The 19222-nt window shown below is 38.0% G+C and carries 18 protein-coding genes and 1 other annotated feature; of the genes, 13 read left to right on the forward strand and 5 right to left on the reverse strand.

Annotation, left to right across the window (positions count from 1 at the left end):
- Positions 1-7: 7 nt before the first annotated feature.
- Together SFC47_RS09570 and SFC47_RS09575 are read left to right on the forward strand one after the other, a co-directional pair.
- Positions 8-778, forward strand: coding sequence for a glycosyltransferase family 2 protein (locus SFC47_RS09570; protein ID WP_411254045.1), 771 nt, complete (start codon positions 8-10; stop codon positions 776-778).
- A 26-nt stretch (positions 779-804) separates the two neighbouring features.
- Entirely contained in the window at positions 805-1848 is a 1044-nt protein-coding gene (locus SFC47_RS09575) for an acyltransferase family protein (RefSeq protein WP_411254046.1), read from the forward strand.
- Between the two features lie 32 nt (positions 1849-1880).
- On the opposite strand, the gene SFC47_RS09580 is transcribed toward SFC47_RS09575, so the two are convergent.
- Together SFC47_RS09580 and SFC47_RS09585 are read right to left on the reverse strand one after the other, a co-directional pair.
- Positions 1881-2585, reverse strand: coding sequence for a DUF421 domain-containing protein (locus SFC47_RS09580; protein WP_411254047.1), 705 nt, complete (start codon positions 2583-2585; stop codon positions 1881-1883).
- 41 nt (positions 2586-2626) lie between these two features.
- Entirely contained in the window at positions 2627-3679 is a 1053-nt protein-coding gene (locus SFC47_RS09585) for a lactonase family protein (protein ID WP_411254103.1), read from the reverse strand.
- A 162-nt stretch (positions 3680-3841) separates the two neighbouring features.
- On the opposite strand from SFC47_RS09585, the gene SFC47_RS09590 reads away from it, so the two are divergent.
- Both SFC47_RS09590 and SFC47_RS09595 read left to right on the forward strand, forming a co-directional pair.
- Entirely contained in the window at positions 3842-4567 is a 726-nt protein-coding gene (locus SFC47_RS09590; RefSeq protein WP_411254048.1) for a DsbA family protein, read from the forward strand.
- The gene (locus SFC47_RS09595; protein WP_411254049.1) at positions 4560-4970 is read left to right on the forward strand and encodes a disulfide oxidoreductase; all 411 of its coding nucleotides are present in this window, start codon (positions 4560-4562) and stop codon (positions 4968-4970) included. Before SFC47_RS09590 ends, SFC47_RS09595 begins: the two co-directional genes overlap by 8 nt.
- A 43-nt stretch (positions 4971-5013) precedes the next feature.
- On the opposite strand, the gene SFC47_RS09600 is transcribed toward SFC47_RS09595, so the two are convergent.
- Complete coding sequence (locus tag SFC47_RS09600) at positions 5014-5460, reverse strand: Dps family protein (RefSeq protein ID WP_411254050.1); 447 nt, start codon at positions 5458-5460, stop codon at positions 5014-5016.
- Between the two features lie 360 nt (positions 5461-5820).
- On the opposite strand from SFC47_RS09600, the gene SFC47_RS09605 reads away from it, so the two are divergent.
- Positions 5821-6414, forward strand: a complete 594-nt coding sequence (locus tag SFC47_RS09605) for a cell wall hydrolase (protein WP_411254051.1) — start codon at positions 5821-5823, stop codon at positions 6412-6414.
- A gap of 199 nt (positions 6415-6613) precedes the next feature.
- Complete coding sequence (locus SFC47_RS09610) at positions 6614-7753, forward strand: HAD family hydrolase (RefSeq protein ID WP_411254052.1); 1140 nt, start codon at positions 6614-6616, stop codon at positions 7751-7753.
- Positions 7754-8470: 717 nt separating this feature from the next.
- On the opposite strand, the gene serA is transcribed toward SFC47_RS09610, so the two are convergent.
- Positions 8471-10105 carry a phosphoglycerate dehydrogenase gene (serA, locus tag SFC47_RS09615; protein ID WP_411254053.1) on the reverse strand — a complete coding sequence of 545 codons (1635 nt, stop codon included), beginning with the start codon at positions 10103-10105 and terminating at the stop codon, positions 8471-8473.
- Between the two features lie 79 nt (positions 10106-10184).
- Positions 10185-10392: a binding site (T-box leader), on the reverse strand.
- Positions 10393-10647: 255 nt separating this feature from the next.
- On the opposite strand from serA, the gene SFC47_RS09620 reads away from it, so the two are divergent.
- From SFC47_RS09620 to thrB, 3 genes are read left to right on the forward strand one after another with little or no spacing between them, the layout of a single operon-like run.
- Entirely contained in the window at positions 10648-11943 is a 1296-nt protein-coding gene (locus tag SFC47_RS09620; RefSeq protein ID WP_411254054.1) for a homoserine dehydrogenase, read from the forward strand.
- Positions 11940-13001, forward strand: a complete 1062-nt coding sequence (gene thrC / locus SFC47_RS09625; RefSeq protein ID WP_411254055.1) for a threonine synthase — start codon at positions 11940-11942, stop codon at positions 12999-13001. Before SFC47_RS09620 ends, thrC begins: the two co-directional genes overlap by 4 nt.
- Entirely contained in the window at positions 12998-13921 is a 924-nt protein-coding gene (gene thrB / locus SFC47_RS09630; RefSeq protein ID WP_411254056.1) for a homoserine kinase, read from the forward strand. The genes thrC and thrB overlap by 4 nt, the downstream gene beginning before the upstream one ends.
- Positions 13922-13975: 54 nt before the next feature.
- On the opposite strand, the gene SFC47_RS09635 is transcribed toward thrB, so the two are convergent.
- The gene (locus SFC47_RS09635; protein WP_411254057.1) at positions 13976-14119 is read right to left on the reverse strand and encodes a hypothetical protein; all 144 of its coding nucleotides are present in this window, start codon (positions 14117-14119) and stop codon (positions 13976-13978) included.
- A 157-nt stretch (positions 14120-14276) separates the two neighbouring features.
- On the opposite strand from SFC47_RS09635, the gene SFC47_RS09640 reads away from it, so the two are divergent.
- The 4 genes from SFC47_RS09640 to SFC47_RS09655 all read left to right on the forward strand — a co-directional run bounded on the left by SFC47_RS09640 (position 14277) and on the right by SFC47_RS09655 (position 19192).
- Complete coding sequence (locus SFC47_RS09640) at positions 14277-15026, forward strand: SDR family NAD(P)-dependent oxidoreductase (protein ID WP_411254058.1); 750 nt, start codon at positions 14277-14279, stop codon at positions 15024-15026.
- A 49-nt stretch (positions 15027-15075) separates the two neighbouring features.
- Positions 15076-18318, forward strand: coding sequence for a winged helix-turn-helix domain-containing protein (locus SFC47_RS09645; RefSeq protein WP_411254059.1), 3243 nt, complete (start codon positions 15076-15078; stop codon positions 18316-18318).
- 246 nt (positions 18319-18564) lie between these two features.
- Positions 18565-18747: a hypothetical protein gene (locus SFC47_RS09650; RefSeq protein ID WP_411254060.1), complete on the forward strand. Its 183-nt coding sequence runs from the start codon at positions 18565-18567 to the stop codon at positions 18745-18747.
- A 142-nt stretch (positions 18748-18889) separates the two neighbouring features.
- Positions 18890-19192, forward strand: a complete 303-nt coding sequence (locus tag SFC47_RS09655) for a DUF4212 domain-containing protein (RefSeq protein WP_411254061.1) — start codon at positions 18890-18892, stop codon at positions 19190-19192.
- The last annotated feature ends 30 nt before the right edge of the window (positions 19193-19222 follow it).

The raw sequence follows: 19222 nt of genomic DNA on the forward strand, positions 1-19222 counted from the left end.
AGCAAATATGGATAACTCCACTAAACCAATTGTTTCAGTTATTACTCCAACCTATAACGCTTCAAGATTCATTACTGAAACCATATCATCTGTTGTAGAGCAAACTTTTACAAACTGGGAAATGATTATTGTAGACGATTCCTCTTTAGATAACACAGTTGAAATTGTAAAGAAAGAAATGGAGAAGGATTCTAGAATTAAGTTGCTAGAGCTTAAAAAAAATGGCGGACCAGCCAATGCACGAAATAGAGCAATGGAAGCCGCCTCAGGGACCTATCTTGCCTTTCTAGATAGTGATGATCTTTGGCTCCCACAAAAATTAGAGAAGCAGTTAATGTTTATGGACCAAGAGAATCTCGCTTTTTCTTGTACAGCTTACAGAATTATGACAGAAGAAGGTGATAGAACAGATGCTGTATTCCATGTACCAGTTAAGATTGATTATAAAAGACTGCTAAAAAATACAATAATCGGGACACTGACAGTCATGCTAGATAGAAGGAAGGTAGGCAAGATAAAGATGCCCATACATCGCGATTGCTCAGAAGATTTTGGTTTATGGCTATCAATCTTATCTAAGGGAATCCAAGCATATGGATTGAATGAGGAGCTGGCAATATACAGAAAGCGTGAAAATTCACTTTCAAGTAACAAATTGAAATCTGCTCAGAAAACATGGAACACATATAGAAAGGTTGAAAAAATTACAATCCCTTCTTCTCTATGGTATTTGGCAAATTATTCACTTCATGCCTTAAAGAAACACTCAAAAACGTAGAAAGATTTTTGAATAGAGGGATAACCATGGCAAGTGCAAGAAGAACTTTTTCATATGTCCAGATATCTAGGGCAATAGCCATTTTGTTTGTCCTCTTAGGACATGTGAACACTTTATTTTATACAAACTTCCAATATGACTGGTTTAATATGGGAAAGTGGAAAAGAACCGGTGGTGTGGATTTCTTTTTTGTAGTAACTGGTTTTATGATTTATTACCTTTATCATAGACAATCTGGTGTTCCAGGAAAGGCAACTGAATTTATCTTAAAGCGTGTAATTAGAATTTACCCTTTATATTGGATGTTTACTTTATTAACGATTGCTGCTTCAATTATTTTTCCTTTTATTGATGGGCCATACTCTTGGAATCTTATTATCGAGTCAATGCTCACCTTATCTACAGACCCTATTCTTGCTTCAACATGGTCACTTAGTAATGTAGTATTTTTCTATATTTTATTTACAGCCTTTCTATTTAAGCCCCAAGCTTTTAAACCCATTATTTTTTCCTGGATTCTGTTTACCATTTTAATAAACCTAAAAATCATTCCATATCAAGAAAATTCATTTTTTACCAGCTTTAGTAGTTTAGAAATTATATTTGGATGTTTAGCAGCTCATGTATCACTCAACTATACATTCAAATATTCATCCTTATCGATACTGATAGGAATGTCAGGTTATTTGGCTATTTGGATAAATAATATAAACAGTTTTATTGAAATACAAACACCAGTATTCTATTGTTTTTTTTCAATAATCATGATGCTTGGTATTTCGGAAAAGGATAAAAAAGATCGAAAAATCCCAAAGGTACTTTCTTTCTTAGGAGATGCTTCTTATTCAATTTACATTGCGCATGGACCATTTCTGCATTTCTATATTCTAATTTTGAAAAAGTTAGATTTAATTGTTTTATTAGGATACTTTTTTTCTTTGATAACTGTAATTATCTTATCAGTCATTTCAACCTGTCTGGTCTATATCCTTATTGAAAAGCCTATGTCTAAATATTTAAGACGAGTGGTTTTCTTTCCTAAGGAAAAAACGTATAAGGGTATTGCATAAATGAAAGGGGCTCTAACAAGAGTCCCCCAACATTACTGATATAAAAAAACCTTAAGGCTATTGTTACGGTCTATCGTTGCCAGTAATACATTCCTTACTTCTGTATGATGGTGGACCTTTAAAGTATTTATGAGCCACCCTTCATCCTTATTTAGTTGTTGGAGCTCATGGAATTCAATTTTCCCTTCCTTAATTATCGTCTTAGGGAGGTTAAAGGGTTCCGTTGCTAAATTGTATGTTGCGGGCGTAATTGGCTGATACTTGGAATCCAGGAATACGGAGATTTCTCCGTCAGGTTCCCACAGTGATAACGCAACCTGTTGTACATCTGAGATTTTTTCTTTCCGTAGTTCCTCTAATAAAACATCGATTGATATCCTTGCTTTCTTTAAGCCCTTACTATTAATTTGTCCATCCTTTATAAGCTCAATGGGTGAAGCATTTAAAAGTTTCCTTGCAGCCGGCCATCTGATAATAGTAAAAACGCTTCCGAGGTATAGAATTACCAAAGCTACCGTTGTAATCATAGAACCCTTTAAGCCAAGTTCTTCATCTGACAGAGGATGAGCAATAATGTTACCGATAACTAGAGCGATAACAAAATCAAGTAATCTCAATTGAGAAATAGACCGCTGACCAATTACTTTGGCAATAACGAGTAAAAAGACATATGAGACAATCGCTCTAAGAATCCATTCTAATGAAGTAAGTGTTTCCTGACCTTGAAAGAAATCCATCGAAGCACATCCTTTAGCTCGTTATGCTTTGGTCATAATCCTTATAAAAACTTAATACAAACAGGGTAAGGCACGTGAATATCAGATTTTATCAGAGTTAATTTCCCAGTATTTTCATCTCGTGAAAACAATACCAAATTGCCTGATTCTTGATTGGAAGCAACAACGAATTTACCCGTCGGGTCGATGGAAAAATCCCTTGGCCAGTCCCCTTCTGTAGAAGTACGCTCCACGAAACTTAGTTCCCCAGTTTCCTCGTTAACACTGAACACAGCAATACTATTATGACCGCGGTTACCTGCATAGACAAAGCGGCCATCCTTTGAGATATGTATTGCACTTCCTTGATTATTTTCTTTGAAATCCTCAGGCAGGGTAGAGATATACTGTTTCTCAGTAAAATGGCCATTTTCAGGGTGATAGTTTAAAACAATTACCTCTGAGCTGAATTCTGTCATGATGTAGGCATATTTGCCATTAGGGTGAAAAGCTAGGTGGCGTGGACCGCTTCCCGCTTTCACTGGCAGCAGATTCGCTTTTTCAAGTGTGCCATCTTCATTTACTTTATAGCTAATAAGAGCATCTGTGCCCAGTTCCACAACTGCTAAAAATTTTTCATCAGGGGTTAGTCCAGCATAATGAGTATGCGCTTTTTCTTGTCTTGGGTCAGGGCCGGAACCCTCGTGCTTAATACTTGAAACAACAGGCTCAATTGATCCCGTTTTTGCGTCAAGAAGATGAGATTCTACTGTCCCTTTGTGGTAATTCGCACTAAAAACATATTTGTTGCTGCTATCAACACTAACATGGCAAGGCGATGAGCCTTCTTGTGCTTGATCATTGATAAAGGCTAGCTCACCATTTTCTTCAATTGAAAATGCAGTAACGCCGCCAAATCCATCTTTCTTCATTACAGAATATAGATATTGCCGATTTTCACTGATTGCTAAGTATGTAGGGTTTTCTAGAGTCGCAGCTAATTTAATATCGACTAATGTTTTTCTTGCGGTATCTAACTTGAAAGAATAAATCCCTTTACTTTCGCCTTTTGTATACGTTCCAATATAACCTGTGTAATAATTGTTTTCAGTCATCATTTATCTCCTCTATTTAAGTAATCATTTTATTTTATCAAACTATCCGAAAATTATTAAAAGCTTTGTCTTATAAAAGTATGCTGTTTTCACGAAATTTGGTAAATGCATTTATTTTTCAAAGATGTTAAACTCAAATAAAATATAATAAGGAGTTTGAACATGGCCAAACGAAAAAATAGTACTAAAAAAGGAACGAAGAAACCTTCTTCATCCTCATCATCAAAATTTGTGTTTTGGATCATTGGATTAATCGCAGTAGCTATTATGGGATTTATCTTTCTAGCTAATAACCAAAAATCCGATGAGACAGTAAAAGAAGAGATTGATTATGCAAATCAGCCTTTCCTTGGAGAAGAATCTGCACCTGTTTCAATTGTAGAATTTGGAGATTACAAATGCCCGAATTGTAAAAACTTCGCTGATACCACAGTTCCCTTGATTGTAAAAGAATTCGTCGATACAGGGAAAGCAAAATTCTATTATTTCCATTATCCATTTATCAATGTTGACTCCGAACGGACAGCGAAATTTTCTGAAGCGGTTTACCATGAACTAGGTAATGATAAATTCTGGGAGTTCCATGACCTAATCTATAAGAAGCAGCCGGAAGATACCAGGTATGAAACGGTAGATGTCTTTACAGAAGAATTCTTAAAAGAAACACTTCAAGAAATAGCAAGTGAAGAAGAAGTTAATAAGGTAGCAGACTATTTTGATACAAAAGAACCTGAGAAAGCATGGGAAGCGGATAATGCGTTGGGTGAAAAATTAGGAGTGAATGGAACCCCGACCATTTTTGTGAATGGCAAACGGTTTGACGGTCAAACTTTGGACGATTTAAATAAAATGGTTGAGGATGCTGCAAAGGAGAAAAAGGATGAATAAATCCTTATTACTTGGATGGGTTGCAGCGCTTATTGCAACCATTGGGAGTTTGTACTTTAGTGAAGTTCTTCATTACATTCCCTGTACTCTCTGCTGGTATCAAAGGATCTTTATGTACCCATTAGCTATCATGCTGGGGATCGCCTTTTATCAGAATGACAAAGGTATTGTGAAGTACGCTTTACCCTTATCCATTATAGGGATGATTATTTCAGGCTACCATACTGCACTGCAAAAAATACCATATCTGCAGCAATTTGAAATGTGTACAAGCGGTGTTCCTTGTTCAAAGGATTATATTAATTGGCTTGGCTTTATTACCATTCCAATCTTGGCACTTACTGCTTTTACGATTATTACCATTTGTTTAGGAATGATTGCTCGTGGTAATAAGGGAGAATAGAAACAAGACTCAGCAGCTGCTGAGTCTTGTTTTTTTAAAAGATTTAGATTGATTTACCGAGAAAGGCTGTTAACATCCAAACATGTTTTTCTAAACCGGAATGAATAGCGAGGAGCATATCACCAGTTGTTTCATCATCCTTTTCTCCGGCTAAGCTCATTCCTTCTTTTAATTCTCCAATAATAATAGAGAAGTCATTGATAATGGTCTGAACCATTTCTTCAGCACTTTCCTTACCATCTGCTTCTTTTACAGATGATAGTTCCAGATACTCCCTCATCGTTGCAACAGGTTTGCCCCCAATGGCTAATAAGCGTTCCGCCAGCTCATCAACATGCAGTCCAGCCTCATTATAGAATTCCTCAAATTTTGCATGCAGGGTAAAAAATTGACCGCCCTTCACATACCAGTGATAATTATGTAACTTGATATACAATACTGACCAATTGGCTATTTGTTTGTTAAGTACGCTGACTAACTGATTTTCCACGTGTTAACCCTCCATCATTTATGTCTTCTATTATATTATTACCTAAGATACAGATAGAATGCTGTGCCAAATTGAGGGATATTTTGTCAATTTGGTGAAGAATTATCTATATTACAATGATATTTCATGAAATAAGGGTGAAATACAATGTAATATTGTCACCTTAAATATCCATTTGTGGATTCAGGCTGGAAGACTCTATGAGTTGGATTATTATCCCAAAGGGTAGAGAAACGCCTCTATGATGGGCGCTATTTCTACTAATCTCCTTGTGGAAATTATTGGTTAATGAATAAGTGTGTTACAACTGCTAGCCTTATTAGTAGAGAGCACAACGAGACTATTAGGAGGTAACTACACATGCATAAATTAAAAAAACTTTTAATCTCTACAGGATTAATTTTATCGTTATCTGCATTTACAGGGGTTGCTAAATCAGAGGCAGCAACAACGCACAAGATTCAATATGGTGAAACATACTGGAAAATTGCTAAAGGATTTGGTATTCCTATTAATAGCTTAATGAGTGCAAATAATAGTAAGCCGCTTATTGCAGGTCAAAATATGATTCTTCCAAACTCTCCAATTTCAGCAGCAGATGAAGAGTTAATGGCACGTCTAGTTCGTGCAGAAGCAGTTGGTGAGCCGTATGCGGGGAAGGTAGCTGTGGCAACAGTTATTCTTAACCGAGTGAAAAGCGCGGATTTCCCAAATACAGTCCGTGGAGTAATCTATCAGATTGCTAATGGACATTATGCTTTTACACCTGTAGCTAACGGTGAGATTAATAAGCCAGCGGACGCGGAATCTAAAAGAGCTGTTAATGAAGCACTAGCTTTAATGGGTAAAGGAAATGGTTCACTATTTTTCTACAATCCAAAAACAGCTTCTAGTCAATGGATCTTCTCGCGTGAAGTAACAGTAACAATTGGAAATCATCGATTTGCAAAATAAATAGAATAACAAAAGAAGCTAGTCACTATTGTGGCTGGTTTTTTTGTTTTGTATTCATATTTTTTAGGGCTTATTAATGCAATTGGTAAATATATGGAGAATACTTGTTTTAATTTATCAATATAAGTGCTTTAAATTTAGACCTTTACTGTGTTACGATAACGAAATAAAGCGGACTGGGAGAAGAGGGTGTTTTTAGATGATTGGTACAATATTATTTGATGTTGATGGAGTTTTGTTGAGTGAGGAGCATTACTTTGATGCCTCCGCCTTAACACTATGGGAAATGCTAATTAGTAATAATTATTTAGCGTTGTCACCAGAAAAATACAAAACAGACTATAGTCCAAGAGAGATAAAGGTAATCCGGGAGACTGTATTCGGAGAAAATGATGAGGTTCTTAAGCTAATGAAATCAAGGGGGCTTAATTCGAATTGGGATATGATTTATTTGTCCTTTGGCCACCAATTCATTCATCTTCTATCTCAGATTAAGGAAAATGAAAAGGATCGAATAAACAGCTGGCTGCAAGAACCCATTACTAGAGAAGTGCTGCTTGAAATAGGCAGGGTACTACATAATTATGACGTTCATTTTGATTTCGGGCGATTTATTCCTGATTTTGAAATGTCATCGGAAACAAAACAAGAATTATTCAATTATCTAAATCTGTTAGCGAAAGAAAAGCTAGGCGTTCAGACAGATGTCTTTAGTGGAATCAGTGCACTCTGGTCCGTATGTGAGCATGTTTGTCAGGAATGGTATGTGGGTGATGAGAATGTGGAGAAATCCACTGGCAGACCTTCTGTGCAGGTGGGAAAGAAAGGCTTTCTAGCAAATGAAACTACGTTAGCGGATCAAGCTGAAATTGAGGCACTTTTTACCTTCCTTACTGAATCGGGAGTAAAGATAGGGATTGGTACCGGGAGACCTGAGCTTGAAACCATTCAGCCATTTCGTCATTTAGACTGGTTAAAACACTTTAACATCAATCATATTGTCACAGCAGATGATGTACTAAAGGCGGAAAACGAGCTTGTTGATAGAGTGTCGTTATCAAAACCTGAACCATTTACATACATCATGGGTCTTAAGGGAAGAGGGACTTCAGCTAAGGATTGTTTAAATACACCACTTCCAATTGAAAACGGTGAAGAGGTGCTAGTTGTCGGAGACTCTTTGGCCGACCTCTTGGCTGCGAGAAAAATGGGATGTCAATTTGCTGCAGTATTGACGGGATTATCTGGAAAAGATGCCAGAAGTGACTTTGAAAAGCACGGGGCAGACTATATCCTTGATACCGTGCTTGATGTTAGAGGAATTATCGAGAGAAACTAAGAGAGCTTGCAATATATGGTTCACATCAAGCTTATGAGTGACCGGTGCTGATTTTTTAAGAAGCTAGTGGGCTCTCATTGACATTATGAGAGCCCGCAAAGGCATTTTTAAGAAGGATGCGGGCTCTCATTGACCTTATGAGTGCCCGCAAAGGCATTGTTAAGAAGTTACCGGGCCCTCATCGACCTTATGAGTGCCCGCAAAGGCTTTTTAAGAAGTTACCGGGCTCTCATCAGCCCTATGAGTGCCCGCAAAGGCATTTTTAAGAACGATGCGGGCTCTCATTGACCTTATGAGTGCCCGCAAAGGCATTGTTAAGAAGTTAACGGGCACTCATCGACCTTATGAGTGCCCGCAAAGGCTTTTTTAAGAAGGATGCGGGCTCTCATTGACATTATGAGAGCCCGCAAAGGCATTTTTAAGAAGTTACCGGGCCCTCATCGACCTTATGAGAGCCCGCAAAGGCATTATTAAGAAGGTTCAGGGCCCTCATCGACTTTATGGGAGCCCGCAAAGGCATTTTTAAGAAGTTACCGGGCTCTCATCCCCCATATGAGAGCCCGCAAAGGCATATTTAAGAAGTTAACAGGCTCTCATCCCCCAAATGAGTGACCGCTCCTGCCCTTTTTAAAAGGTTACCGGGCACTCATCGTTATCGCTAATTCCTTTAAACATAAGAAAAGACCAAATCCCTTAACAGATTTGGTCTTCTTTCAATTATTTCACTTGTTCTAATTCAAGTCTTCCTGGATAAAAGGAATCAACGTTCTCTAACTCTAAAGAGCGGGCTTCGTTTAATCCGTTAATTTGTGTGAGGGCTTGAATAACCTCTGTGGTAATTTGCTTATCAAGAGTTAATACCATGATAGCTTCCCCGCCGACGGTTGTTCTGCCTACTTGCATCGTTCCAATATTAATCTGGTAATCACCAAGAAGAGATCCAACCTTACCAATCATACCAGGGACGTCCTGGTGCTTGACAAGTAAGAGGTGGCTTTCAGGTCTGACATCGATACGATACTCGTTAATTTTCACGATTCGAGCACCATATCCGTTTAAGACTGTGGCACCGATTTTGGCTGTTTCCGAGCCTTTTGTAATGGAAAGCTCCATATAATTGGCAAACCCTTTATTATTAGCATTTTTCTGGACATTATAGGAAACTCCCTGTCCTTTCAGAAGATGAAGTGCATTAATCAGGTTAACAGAATCACTTAAATGATAAGAAAGGACTCCTTTTATCATCGTTCTCGTTAATAGTTCTGTATCTTCTTCAATTAAATCACCAAAATAATTGATTTCAATTTTAGAAGGTGCATGTTTTAATAATTGAACAACAAGCTGCCCCATTTGTTCTCCAAGGAGTAAGTAAGGCTGCATTTTTTGCTGTGCCTCGCCAGACATCTGCGGCATATTTACTGCGTTACGGATGGACTGTGTTTCAAGAATTTCAATGATTTCTTCACTGACTTCTTGAGCCACTTTTTCCTGCGCCTCTACAGTAGATGCCCCTAAATGCGGTGTTACAATAATATTGGGATTATCTAATAATGCTGGATCAGCCACAGGTTCCTTTTCGAAAACATCCAGTGCAGCACCTGCAACATGTCCTGCTTGAATGGCTCTTACCAATGCTTTTTCATCAATAATTCCGCCTCGTGCCACGTTGACAAATCGGACTCCTTTTTTTGTCTTAGCAAGATACTCATCATTTACAAGTCCTTTTGTATCGTTTGTGAGTGGTGTATGAATGGTAATGAAATCTGACTCACGTGCAATTAAATCGAGACTAGCTTTTTTCATACCAAGTTTTTCTGCTCTTTCTTCCGTTAAGTAAGGGTCGTATCCCAATATGTTCATTCCAAAGCTTTTAGCACGCTTTGCGACTTCGGTTCCGATTTTACCCATCCCTATAACACCGAGCGTCTTTTTGTATAACTCTACTCCCTTAAAAGAATTACGGTCCCATTCTCCGCCAACCGTTTTTTTATGAGCCTGAGGAATCATTCTTGCCATAGAAAGCATCATTGCTAATGTATGCTCCGTTGCGGCTATGGTATTGGCACCAGGAGCATTAATAACAATAATTCCTTTTCCAGTAGCAGCATTCACATCAATGTTATCTACACCTACACCGGCCCTGGCAATTACCTTTAGACGGTCCGCATATTGTAGCAGTTCCGCTGTAACTTTGGTTTGGCTTCGTACAATTAAAGCCTCATAATCTCCAATAATATTCTTTAGTTCTTCTAGTTTTAGTGTAGGCTGGCGCTCAACAATAAAGTTCGGGTGATCAAACAGTTTTTTCAATCCAGTATCACTAATACCATCTGTTACAAGTACCTTAAACATTCGTTCCTCATCCTCTCTTAAATAAATAAATAAGTAAATAAAAGCAAAAATCCCCCATAACAGACAGAAGTGTCTTGTTATGAGGGACGTGATCTACGTGGTGCCACCCTCTTTTGCTGCATGAACCTGCAGCCTCAAACATGTTAACGGGATTTCCCGGGCATACCTACTAGGTTTCAGTCTGCCAGTTCAGAAGGGCTGGGCAAGATTAAGAAACTGCACCGGTTCTCAGCAGCCACCGGCTCTCTTAAGCATTTTCTTACTGCCGTCTTCATCAATACTGTGTTAAATATTTAGCTGAATTTAAAGAATATTCTACATTGATACCTTTAGTATTGTAAAGGGATAAAATGAATAATTTTTTGAGTATTCTAATTTAAAAATTTTTTTAAAAAATAGAGGCCAATGCTGGTGCGGTGGTAAGCGATTACATTGAATTTTTAAAAAAATTAGTCTATTGTAAATATATTGAGAGAATCATATAATGTCTACAATATAAATACAATTGTACGCATGTAGTAGACAGTTTGGGAGGGATAGATATGAAAGCAATCAAAATTGGGTTACTCGGTTTAGGAACAGTTGGTTCAGGGGTTGTAAAAATCATTAAAAATCACCAAGATAAATTAATGCACCAGATTGGGTGTCCTGTTGTAGTACAAAAAGTCCTCGTCCAAGATGTACATAAAACGAGACCGGTAGAAGTGGACCCAACTTTGTTAACATCAAGCCCATCTGATATCCTTCATGATCCAGATATTGATGTTGTTATTGAGGTAATGGGCGGAGTGAATGAAACGAAAGAGTATTTGCTTAGTGCCCTCCGTCAAGGAAAGCATGTGGTTACAGCCAACAAGGATTTAATGGCCCTTCATGGATCAGAATTGTTATCTGTTGCTTCTGAGAATGGTTGTGACTTATTCTATGAAGCAAGTGTTGCAGGCGGTATTCCTATCTTAAGAGGATTAGTGGACGGCCTCGCTTCTGATCGTATTACTCAAATGATGGGTATTGTTAATGGAACCACTAATTATATTTTAACAAAAATGAGTCAAGAAGGTCTAGCATATGAAGAAGTTCTAAAAGAAGCTCAAGAGCTTGGATTCGCAGAAGCAGACCCTACCTCTGACGTAGAGGGGTTAGATGCCGCCAGGAAAATGACAATATTAGCTACTTTAGGTTTCTCCATGCATATTGACCTTGATGATGTGAAGGTAAGCGGAATTTCTAATATTACGGAAGAAGACCTCCGTTATGGGAAACAATTAGGCTATACGATGAAACTGTTAGGTTATGCACACCGTGAAGGTGAGAAAGTTGAGGTAAGTGTCCAGCCGACTTTCCTATCTGACAATCATCCTCTCGCTTCCGTTCAAAATGAATATAATGCCGTTTATGTTTACGGTGAAGCGGTTGGTGAGACTATGTTTTATGGACCAGGTGCCGGAAGCCTTCCAACTGCAACAGCTGTTGTTTCAGATTTAGTTGGAGTAATGAAGAATTTACGCCTTGGGGTAAATGGCCGAAGTGCTGTAACACCGCAATATCCTAAGCGTTTAAAGGATGATAATGAAAAATACTCTAAATACTTCCTGCGTATCCATGTCCAGGATGAAGTTGGTGTTTTTGCAGAGCTAACTTCCATCTTTGCAAAGTATGGTGTCAGCTTTGAAAAAATATTACAGCTGCCTGTAAAGAAGAATGAAACATCTGAAATTGTCTTAGTTACACACCGGGCTTCACTGACAAATTACGATGCGATCCTTCATGAATTAAATGATTTACCAGCGGTTAAAGAAATAAAAAGTGCATATAGAGTGGTGAGGAAATCATTATGAGATGGCCAGGATTAATTGAAGCATATAAAGAATATTTACCAGTAAATAATGAAACACCTATGTTAAGTCTAAATGAAGGAAATACCCCTTTAGTAAAGCTTGAACGACTTTCAAAAGAATTAGATGTTGAGCTATACGTTAAACTTGAAGGGGCCAATCCGACGGGGTCTTTTAAAGACCGCGGGATGGTTATGGCAGTTGCGAAGGCAATAGAATTTGGCAGTAAAACGATTATCTGTGCATCTACAGGTAATACATCTGCGGCTGCGGCAGCTTATGCTGCTCGAGCAGGAATCCGTTGTATTATCGTGATTCCTGAAGGGAAAATTGCCTTAGGGAAGCTTGCTCAAGCAATGATGTACGGAGCAGAAATTATCTCTATTGAGGGTAATTTTGACCAAGCATTGCAAATGGTCCGCAATATTAGTGAAGAGGAACCAATTGCCCTTGTGAATTCGGTTAATCCATATCGTCTAGAAGGGCAAAAAACAGCTGCCTTTGAAGTATGTGACCAATTAGGGGCGGCGCCTGACATTTTAGCGATACCAGTTGGAAATGCTGGAAATATTAGTGCCTATTGGAAAGGATTTAAAGAATACCAAAACCATAAGGGGACAACACTGCCAAGAATGTATGGCTTTGAAGCAGCAGGTGCGGCTGCCCTTGTTCATAACCGTGTATTTGAGAATCCAGAAACAATTGCAACTGCAATTCGAATTGGAAATCCAGCAAGCTGGAACTTAGCAGTAGCTGCCGTGGAAGAATCGAATGGGCTATTTGATGAAGTAACAGATGATGAAATTGTAGCTGCATATAAGAAAATCGCTTCTAGCGAAGGAATCTTTGCTGAACCAGCTTCTTGTGCGTCCATCGCTGGAGTTCTGAAGTCCATTCAAAAGGGTAAAATCGAAAAGGGAGCCAAAATTGTAGCAGTACTAACAGGTAACGGATTGAAAGACCCGGATACTGCTATACAAAGCAGCCTTGTAGATGTAGTAAAATTACCCAATGATGAACAGGCAGTAACAAAGCATATTAAGGGAGTTGTCAATCGATGACTCTAACTGATGGGAAATTTGTCATCCAAGTCCCAGCAAGTTCTGCTAACCTAGGGCCAGGCTTTGATTCCATCGGCATTGCCCTAGACCTATTTTTAAACTTAGAAGTAGTAAAAAGTGAGAAGTGGGAATGTTATTCGACTTCTGATGAGTTAAAGAACCTCCCAAGTGATGAACAGCATTTTATCATTCAAATTGCACTGCAAACCGCATCCAAATATAATAGGGAACTACAGCCATGTAAAATCAAGGTCGAGAGTGATATCCCATTAGCGCGCGGGCTTGGTTCAAGTGCATCTGCCATTATAGCAGGAATTGAACTTGCTGATTACATTGGAGAACTAGGATTATCCAAAGAAGAAAAGCTTTTGCTTGCTACAGAAATTGAAGGCCATCCAGATAATGTTGGTGCCTCTCTATATGGAGGACTGGTAATCGGCAGTTATCAACCAGGAGAGGTCGATGTTGTTTCTATTTCTGATATTTCTTTTGAATTGGTTGCACTTATCCCGAATGAAAGCTTGTTAACGAAGGATTCCCGAGGAGTTTTGCCAATGGACTTTTCCTATCAAGACAGCATCCGTGCATCTTCAATAGCCAATGTGCTAATTGGAGCGCTGCTTAGTCGTAACTGGGAATTGGCAGGAAAGATGATGGAAAAGGATATTTTTCACCAGCCTTATCGGAAACCGCTGATCCCTTTTTATGATGATGTTGTAAAATTCGCAAAATCTAAAGGGGCATTCGGTTCTGCCTTAAGTGGAGCTGGCCCGACCGTTCTATGTTTTTGTGAAGAAGGTAAGGGTAAAGCACTAGCACAATCATTAAAAACAGCCTTTCCTGACATGACAGCTAAACAGCTTAGTATTGACAATACAGGAAGTAACGTTTATCAACTTAATAATTGCAGCGTAAATTAGGGCCGAGATATTCGGCCCTTTTTTTGTGAGGTTAACTAAAAGTGTCCATGAGGTCTATCCTTTTAATCCATGAAGCCACTCCTGATAGCACTCGTCACAAAGTATCTCATCACTTTCAGTATTAGAACGTCTGAATGTTACATAATGGTGTTTTTTTTCCTCAATTTCATTTATACAATAAAAGCATTTTTCCTGCATACCCTTTCTCCTTTACCATGAGGATGAACTTAGTTTTTTCTTAAAAGACTTTTTGTTGCATAGAAATAATCCCCAGCTTTAATCGAAACCTTAGGTGATGCTGTCAGATCATTTGAGGTAAACTAAAATGGAGCTAGAGAAAATGGAGGGTAAGTGAATGTGTTTTACAAATAAAGTTGTTATTGTGACTGGGGGAGCGAATGGTATTGGACGTGGGATTGCTTCCGCTTATGCGAAAGAGGGGGCTAAAGTGGTACTTTGTGACGTGGATGAAATCGCAGGCAAAAAGACAGAATCTGCCCTAAAACAAGAAAGTGGAGAAGTGCTGTTTGTTAAGAGCGATGTAAGAAATGCAGATGAAATCACGAACTTAATGCGAAAGGTAAAGCTCACTTTTGGCCGTATCGATATTTTAATTAATAATGCGGGCAAGGGGTTGTTTAAATCAATTTATGATGTAACTGTAGAGGAATGGGATGATATCATTCACACTAACTTGAGAAGTGTCTTTCTTTGTTCACGGGAAGCAGCAAAGTATATGCGGGAAAATACCGAAGGCGGGGCAATTGTAAATATGGCTTCAACTCGTGCAGTGATGTCAGAACCGAATTCTGAGGGTTATGCGGCAACAAAAGGGGGCATCGTTGCTATTACTCATGCACTAGCAGCCTCTCTCAGTGATGACCGAATCACCGTCAATGCGATTTCACCTGGCTGGATACATACTGGTGACTATTCGGAATTAACAACGCGTGATCATGAACAACATTTATCAAAGCGGGTTGGCAAACCAGAAGACATTGCAAGAGCTTGCCTTTACTTAACAGCAGAGGAAAATGACTTTGTTACAGGCATTAATTTGATTGTTGACGGCGGCATGACGAGAAAAATGATTTATGAAGAATAATATGATAAAATAGTGTAAAAATTGAAAAAATTTAAAGGGGGGATAATTAATGAAGCTGCCAATCATACAAACAAAGCTGCGAATACCGGTTGTTAAGGATGAGTTTATTAGAAGAGCAAAGCTTACGAGGAAAATGAAGAAGATTCCTGAATTTCCTTTGACCATTATTCATTCAGGGGCAGGTTTTGGAAAAAGTACGGCCCTTGCTTTATTTATGAGGGATGAACAAATCCCAGGCTGCTGGTACTCCATCTCATCAATGGATGACGACATCCTTCCTTTCCTTTCCTATATCATTCATTCCATAAGAGGTTTTATTCCCGGCTTTGGACGGGAAATAGAGAAGTATATTGAAACCATGGACCGGTACATAAGAGAAGAAGATTTAAGTTATTTATGTTCTTTATTCATCAATGAAATTCTTGAAACAAACTCTGATATCACGTTGATTTTGGATGATTACCATCAAATTGAACATTCGTATACGATTAATAGCTGGATTGAAAAATTACTTCAGCATATTCCTAGTAATTTACATTTGGTCATTTCCAGCCGGGGCCGTCCTGGGTGGAAGCATTTAACGAAAATGAGAGTGAGCGGGCACTTATTAGAAATTACGAGAGAAGATCTAGTACTTACAATCGACGAAGTGGAATTATTATTATCCGACCTATATGGGCTGGAGATTGAACGTGAACATTTACAAGGTATTTATCAATTAACTGAAGGCTGGATTATTGCGTTGTGCATGATTGCCCAGCAAATTCCACTTACTGGAGATATTTCAACTCTATTAGACCATTCCTCCTTTTCACTACAAGATTTATTTGACTACTTAGTTATGGAAGTCTTTTCAAAACAGCCTCCAATGATTCAACAATTTTTAGAACAAACATCCATCTTAGATATTCTTGAGGAAGAACTTTGTGATGAAATAATTGGAATTCCAGGTGCTTCCAAGATGCTTGAGCAATTAAAAGAAAGAAATTTATTCATTCAAAAGATTGGATTAAATCATTATCGCTACCATGCTCTTTTTAAAGAGTTTTTGGAAGATGCTTTTCTGAATAATAATCCAGATAATTATTCTGTCCTTCATGAAAAATGTGCACGGTACTATGAAAAAAAATCAATGTGGGAGGAAGCACTTTATCACTATAAAAAAATTAACAACATTAAGGCGATAGCTTCTATCCTTCAGGATATTGGGGTGAAAATGCTTGAGGGAGGCAAGTTGAAAATCTTGTCCGATCAATTAATGTTAATTCCCGAGTCAGAGTTGGATAGTTACTATCTGCTCTGGTTTCTAAAAGCAGAAGTGCACAGATATCGCTCCCAATATCAAGAGGCAGAAAAATGTTATGAAAAGACCTATAAAGAAGCACAAAAGAAAGATGATTTTCTCAGTATGAGCAAGGCGCTAGAAGGAAAAGCAAAGATTTATTTGGACACCATTCAGCCTCATCAAGCTGAGAAATTATTATATGAAGCTATTGAAGCGAGAGAAAAAAGTATAAGTTCAGAAGTAGAGAAGGCAAAATTATATTATTTGCTCTCTGAGAATTTATTAAACTCTGGAAAATCAACTAACGCTGAAAAATGGCTCCAAAAGGCAAAAATGTACAGCCCATCCATATTGGATGGAAATATTGAAGCAAGATTATATTTGAGAACAGGTCGATTTGAGGAAGCGAAAAAGGTTCTTCTTAATCAAAAACAAGAACTATCAAGTAAAGATAGGACTGAGCTGCCAAAGTCTCATAGAGAAACAGATCTATTATTATCTTTAATAGAATCCTTTACAGGAGATGGAATGAAGGCAAAGGATTTAGCACAAGCAGGCATTCAACAAGGTATTAGTTTAAAGGCGCCTTTTGTGGAGGCCTGTGGATGGATTCGGATGGGTCATGCTGTTCAAATTATTGATAAATATGATTCGGATTTAGCGGAGCAATGTTACAATACTGCATTAGAAATTATGTCCAGACTTGATGTTGAAAGGGGAAAAGCCGAACCGTTAATGGGCCTGTGTATCTTATATGGAGCTAGGAGAGAATATGAGCGGGCAATGGAAGCAGGAAAAAGGGCTTTACAAGAGACTGAAAAAGTTCAGGATAACTGGCTCTCCGCACTCATAAGTTTATGCATGGGAATCACATGTATCTATAATGAAAGATTGAATAATGGATTCAGTTATTTAGAGCGAACAAGCATATTATTTTCTCACTGTGAGGATTCCTTTGGACAAATGTTATGCAGTTTCTGGCTGTCGTATTTTTACTATATAGAAAAGGAACAAGAAATGTTTAGTGAAACAATGGATAAGTTTTTATCTCTTGTTCAACAAAAGGAATTTGAGTTCTTTTTTCATAAAATATCTGTTTTCGGACCTAGGGATTTGCAAATGGTTGTTCCGTTGTTAATCGAGTGCATAAAACATGACATTCAAAAATCCTATGCTGTAAAAATACTTCAGGATATGGGAATCACCACATTGGATTCGCATCCTGGTTATTCAATTAGAGTTCAAACTCTTGGGCAATTTAAAGTTTGGCTGGGGGAAAAGGAAGTTGGGGAAAAAGATTGGCAGCGGGAAAAAGGCAAGGAATTATTTCAACTCTTTATTACAGTAAATGAACTAATATCCAAAGAGGAGCTGCTCCAAATTCTTTGGCCTGAACAGGATACAAAAAATGCAGACCGTGATTTTAAAGTTGCATTAAATAGTTTGCACCATGTGCTTGAACCAATGCGTAAGGCGAGGGCTGCCCCATTTTTTATTATTAGAGAAGGGACTTATTATGGATTAAATCCTCATGCCAATATTGAATTAGATACTACTCTATTCCAGACCCTAATTGAAACGGGCTTAAATGAAATGTCTCAGGAAAAAGTAATCCCCCTTTTGGAAAAGGGATTAAAGCTTTATCATGGGGAATACTTGCCAGAACGAAGATATGATGATTGGTGTATAAATAAGAGAGAGAGTATGTTGGTATATTTTTTAAGAGCTGCAGAGAAAATAGCTCAAATAATGGTCCGGCAAGAGAAGTATGATCATGCCATTTCTTGGTGTGAAAAAATACTAAAGCGAGACAGGACATGGGAAGAAGCTTATCGATTGTTAATGTATTGCTATTACCGAAAAAATAATCGCCCGCAGGCAATGAAATGGTACCAAACATGTTTGAAAGTCTTAGAGGAAGAGCTTGGAGTCTCACCCTTAGAACCAACAAAGCAAATGTATGACATGATTATTGAATCAGAAAAGTATAGTAATCTAATTAATTAGACCTAGAATTTCAAACTTATTTAGCAAAGGGAGCCGCTTCAATACGAAGTGGCTCCCTTTCATCTTAGATGATATCATTTTGTAAAATTATGTTAGTAGTACTTGACCTACGGATGAATTTTGGACATAATAATAAAGTGAGAATTTTCTTAAAATTAAGTTTAATTTTTTTATAGTTTTTGGATTCTGAGCTATAAATGCTAATTACTAAAATGATAGCGCTTTCCTAGTTAAGGAGGAATTGATTTGCTTGCTTTATTGTTGTTGTTGGTCATTACTGGTGTCTGCCTTTTTCTTGCTCTAAAAAAGAAAAGACCATTCTTCTTAGCTGTTCCCATCCTTTCCATCTTTGCTTACCTCCTGATTCAAATCATCCTTGTACCGGCACCGTTTTTAGAAACAATCAAATTTATTTTTAGTCTAAGGTAAAGATTTTCCCTGAGGCCTCTTAAAGGCTCGGTGAGAATAGCAGCTAATTGCAGTTTCTTAATGGGGGTGGTGCCGAAAAGAATCTTGGGTAACAGCATTTTGACTTCATTTAATTCAAACAATTTTAACCGGGGGTGGAGTTTTGAAGAAAATTGATAAGAAAATGGCTGACAGTTATTTTCGTGAAAAAACTCGGAATATGGTTATTTATTTCATCATTTGGTTTTTAGTTTCATATGGGGTAGTCCTTTTTGCTGAACCTTTGAGTGAATTCACTATTAATGGGTTTCCACTTCATTACTTTATGGGAGCTCAGGGAGCTGTAATTACCTTTATTATCCTCTTGTTTATTAATGCCAAGCTAGGTGACGCAATAGATAGGAAATACGGGATTGACGAAGAAAAAAATAAGCAGATTAGTTCGGGAAAGGTGCTTGATCATTAAACTTCAAGGAAATGCTGCTTAGGATGACTG

It is taken from the genome of Neobacillus niacini (genome assembly GCF_046591715.1).
GTDB classification, from domain to species: Bacteria; Bacillota; Bacilli; order Bacillales; family Cytobacillaceae; genus Neobacillus; species Neobacillus niacini_L.

Bases quoted from the DNA above. Each gene is read 5' to 3' on its own strand.
- SFC47_RS09570 (WP_411254045.1), top strand. From the start codon at position 8: ATGGATAACTCCACTAAACCAATTGTTTCAGTTATTACTCCAACCTAT.
- SFC47_RS09575 (WP_411254046.1), top strand. From the start codon at position 805: ATGGCAAGTGCAAGAAGAACTTTTTCATATGTCCAGATATCTAGGGCA.
- SFC47_RS09580 (WP_411254047.1), bottom strand. From the start codon at position 2,585: ATGGATTTCTTTCAAGGTCAGGAAACACTTACTTCATTAGAATGGATT.
- SFC47_RS09585 (WP_411254103.1), bottom strand. From the start codon at position 3,679: ATGACTGAAAACAATTATTACACAGGTTATATTGGAACGTATACAAAA.
- SFC47_RS09590 (WP_411254048.1), top strand. From the start codon at position 3,842: ATGGCCAAACGAAAAAATAGTACTAAAAAAGGAACGAAGAAACCTTCT.
- SFC47_RS09595 (WP_411254049.1), top strand. From the start codon at position 4,560: ATGAATAAATCCTTATTACTTGGATGGGTTGCAGCGCTTATTGCAACC.
- SFC47_RS09605 (WP_411254051.1), top strand. From the start codon at position 5,821: ATGCATAAATTAAAAAAACTTTTAATCTCTACAGGATTAATTTTATCG.
- SFC47_RS09610 (WP_411254052.1), top strand. From the start codon at position 6,614: ATGATTGGTACAATATTATTTGATGTTGATGGAGTTTTGTTGAGTGAG.
- serA (WP_411254053.1), bottom strand. From the start codon at position 10,105: ATGTTTAAGGTACTTGTAACAGATGGTATTAGTGATACTGGATTGAAA.
- SFC47_RS09620 (WP_411254054.1), top strand. From the start codon at position 10,648: ATGAAAGCAATCAAAATTGGGTTACTCGGTTTAGGAACAGTTGGTTCA.
- thrC (WP_411254055.1), top strand. From the start codon at position 11,940: ATGAGATGGCCAGGATTAATTGAAGCATATAAAGAATATTTACCAGTA.
- thrB (WP_411254056.1), top strand. From the start codon at position 12,998: ATGACTCTAACTGATGGGAAATTTGTCATCCAAGTCCCAGCAAGTTCT.
- SFC47_RS09635 (WP_411254057.1), bottom strand. From the start codon at position 14,119: ATGCAGGAAAAATGCTTTTATTGTATAAATGAAATTGAGGAAAAAAAA.
- SFC47_RS09640 (WP_411254058.1), top strand. From the start codon at position 14,277: ATGTGTTTTACAAATAAAGTTGTTATTGTGACTGGGGGAGCGAATGGT.
- SFC47_RS09645 (WP_411254059.1), top strand. From the start codon at position 15,076: ATGAAGCTGCCAATCATACAAACAAAGCTGCGAATACCGGTTGTTAAG.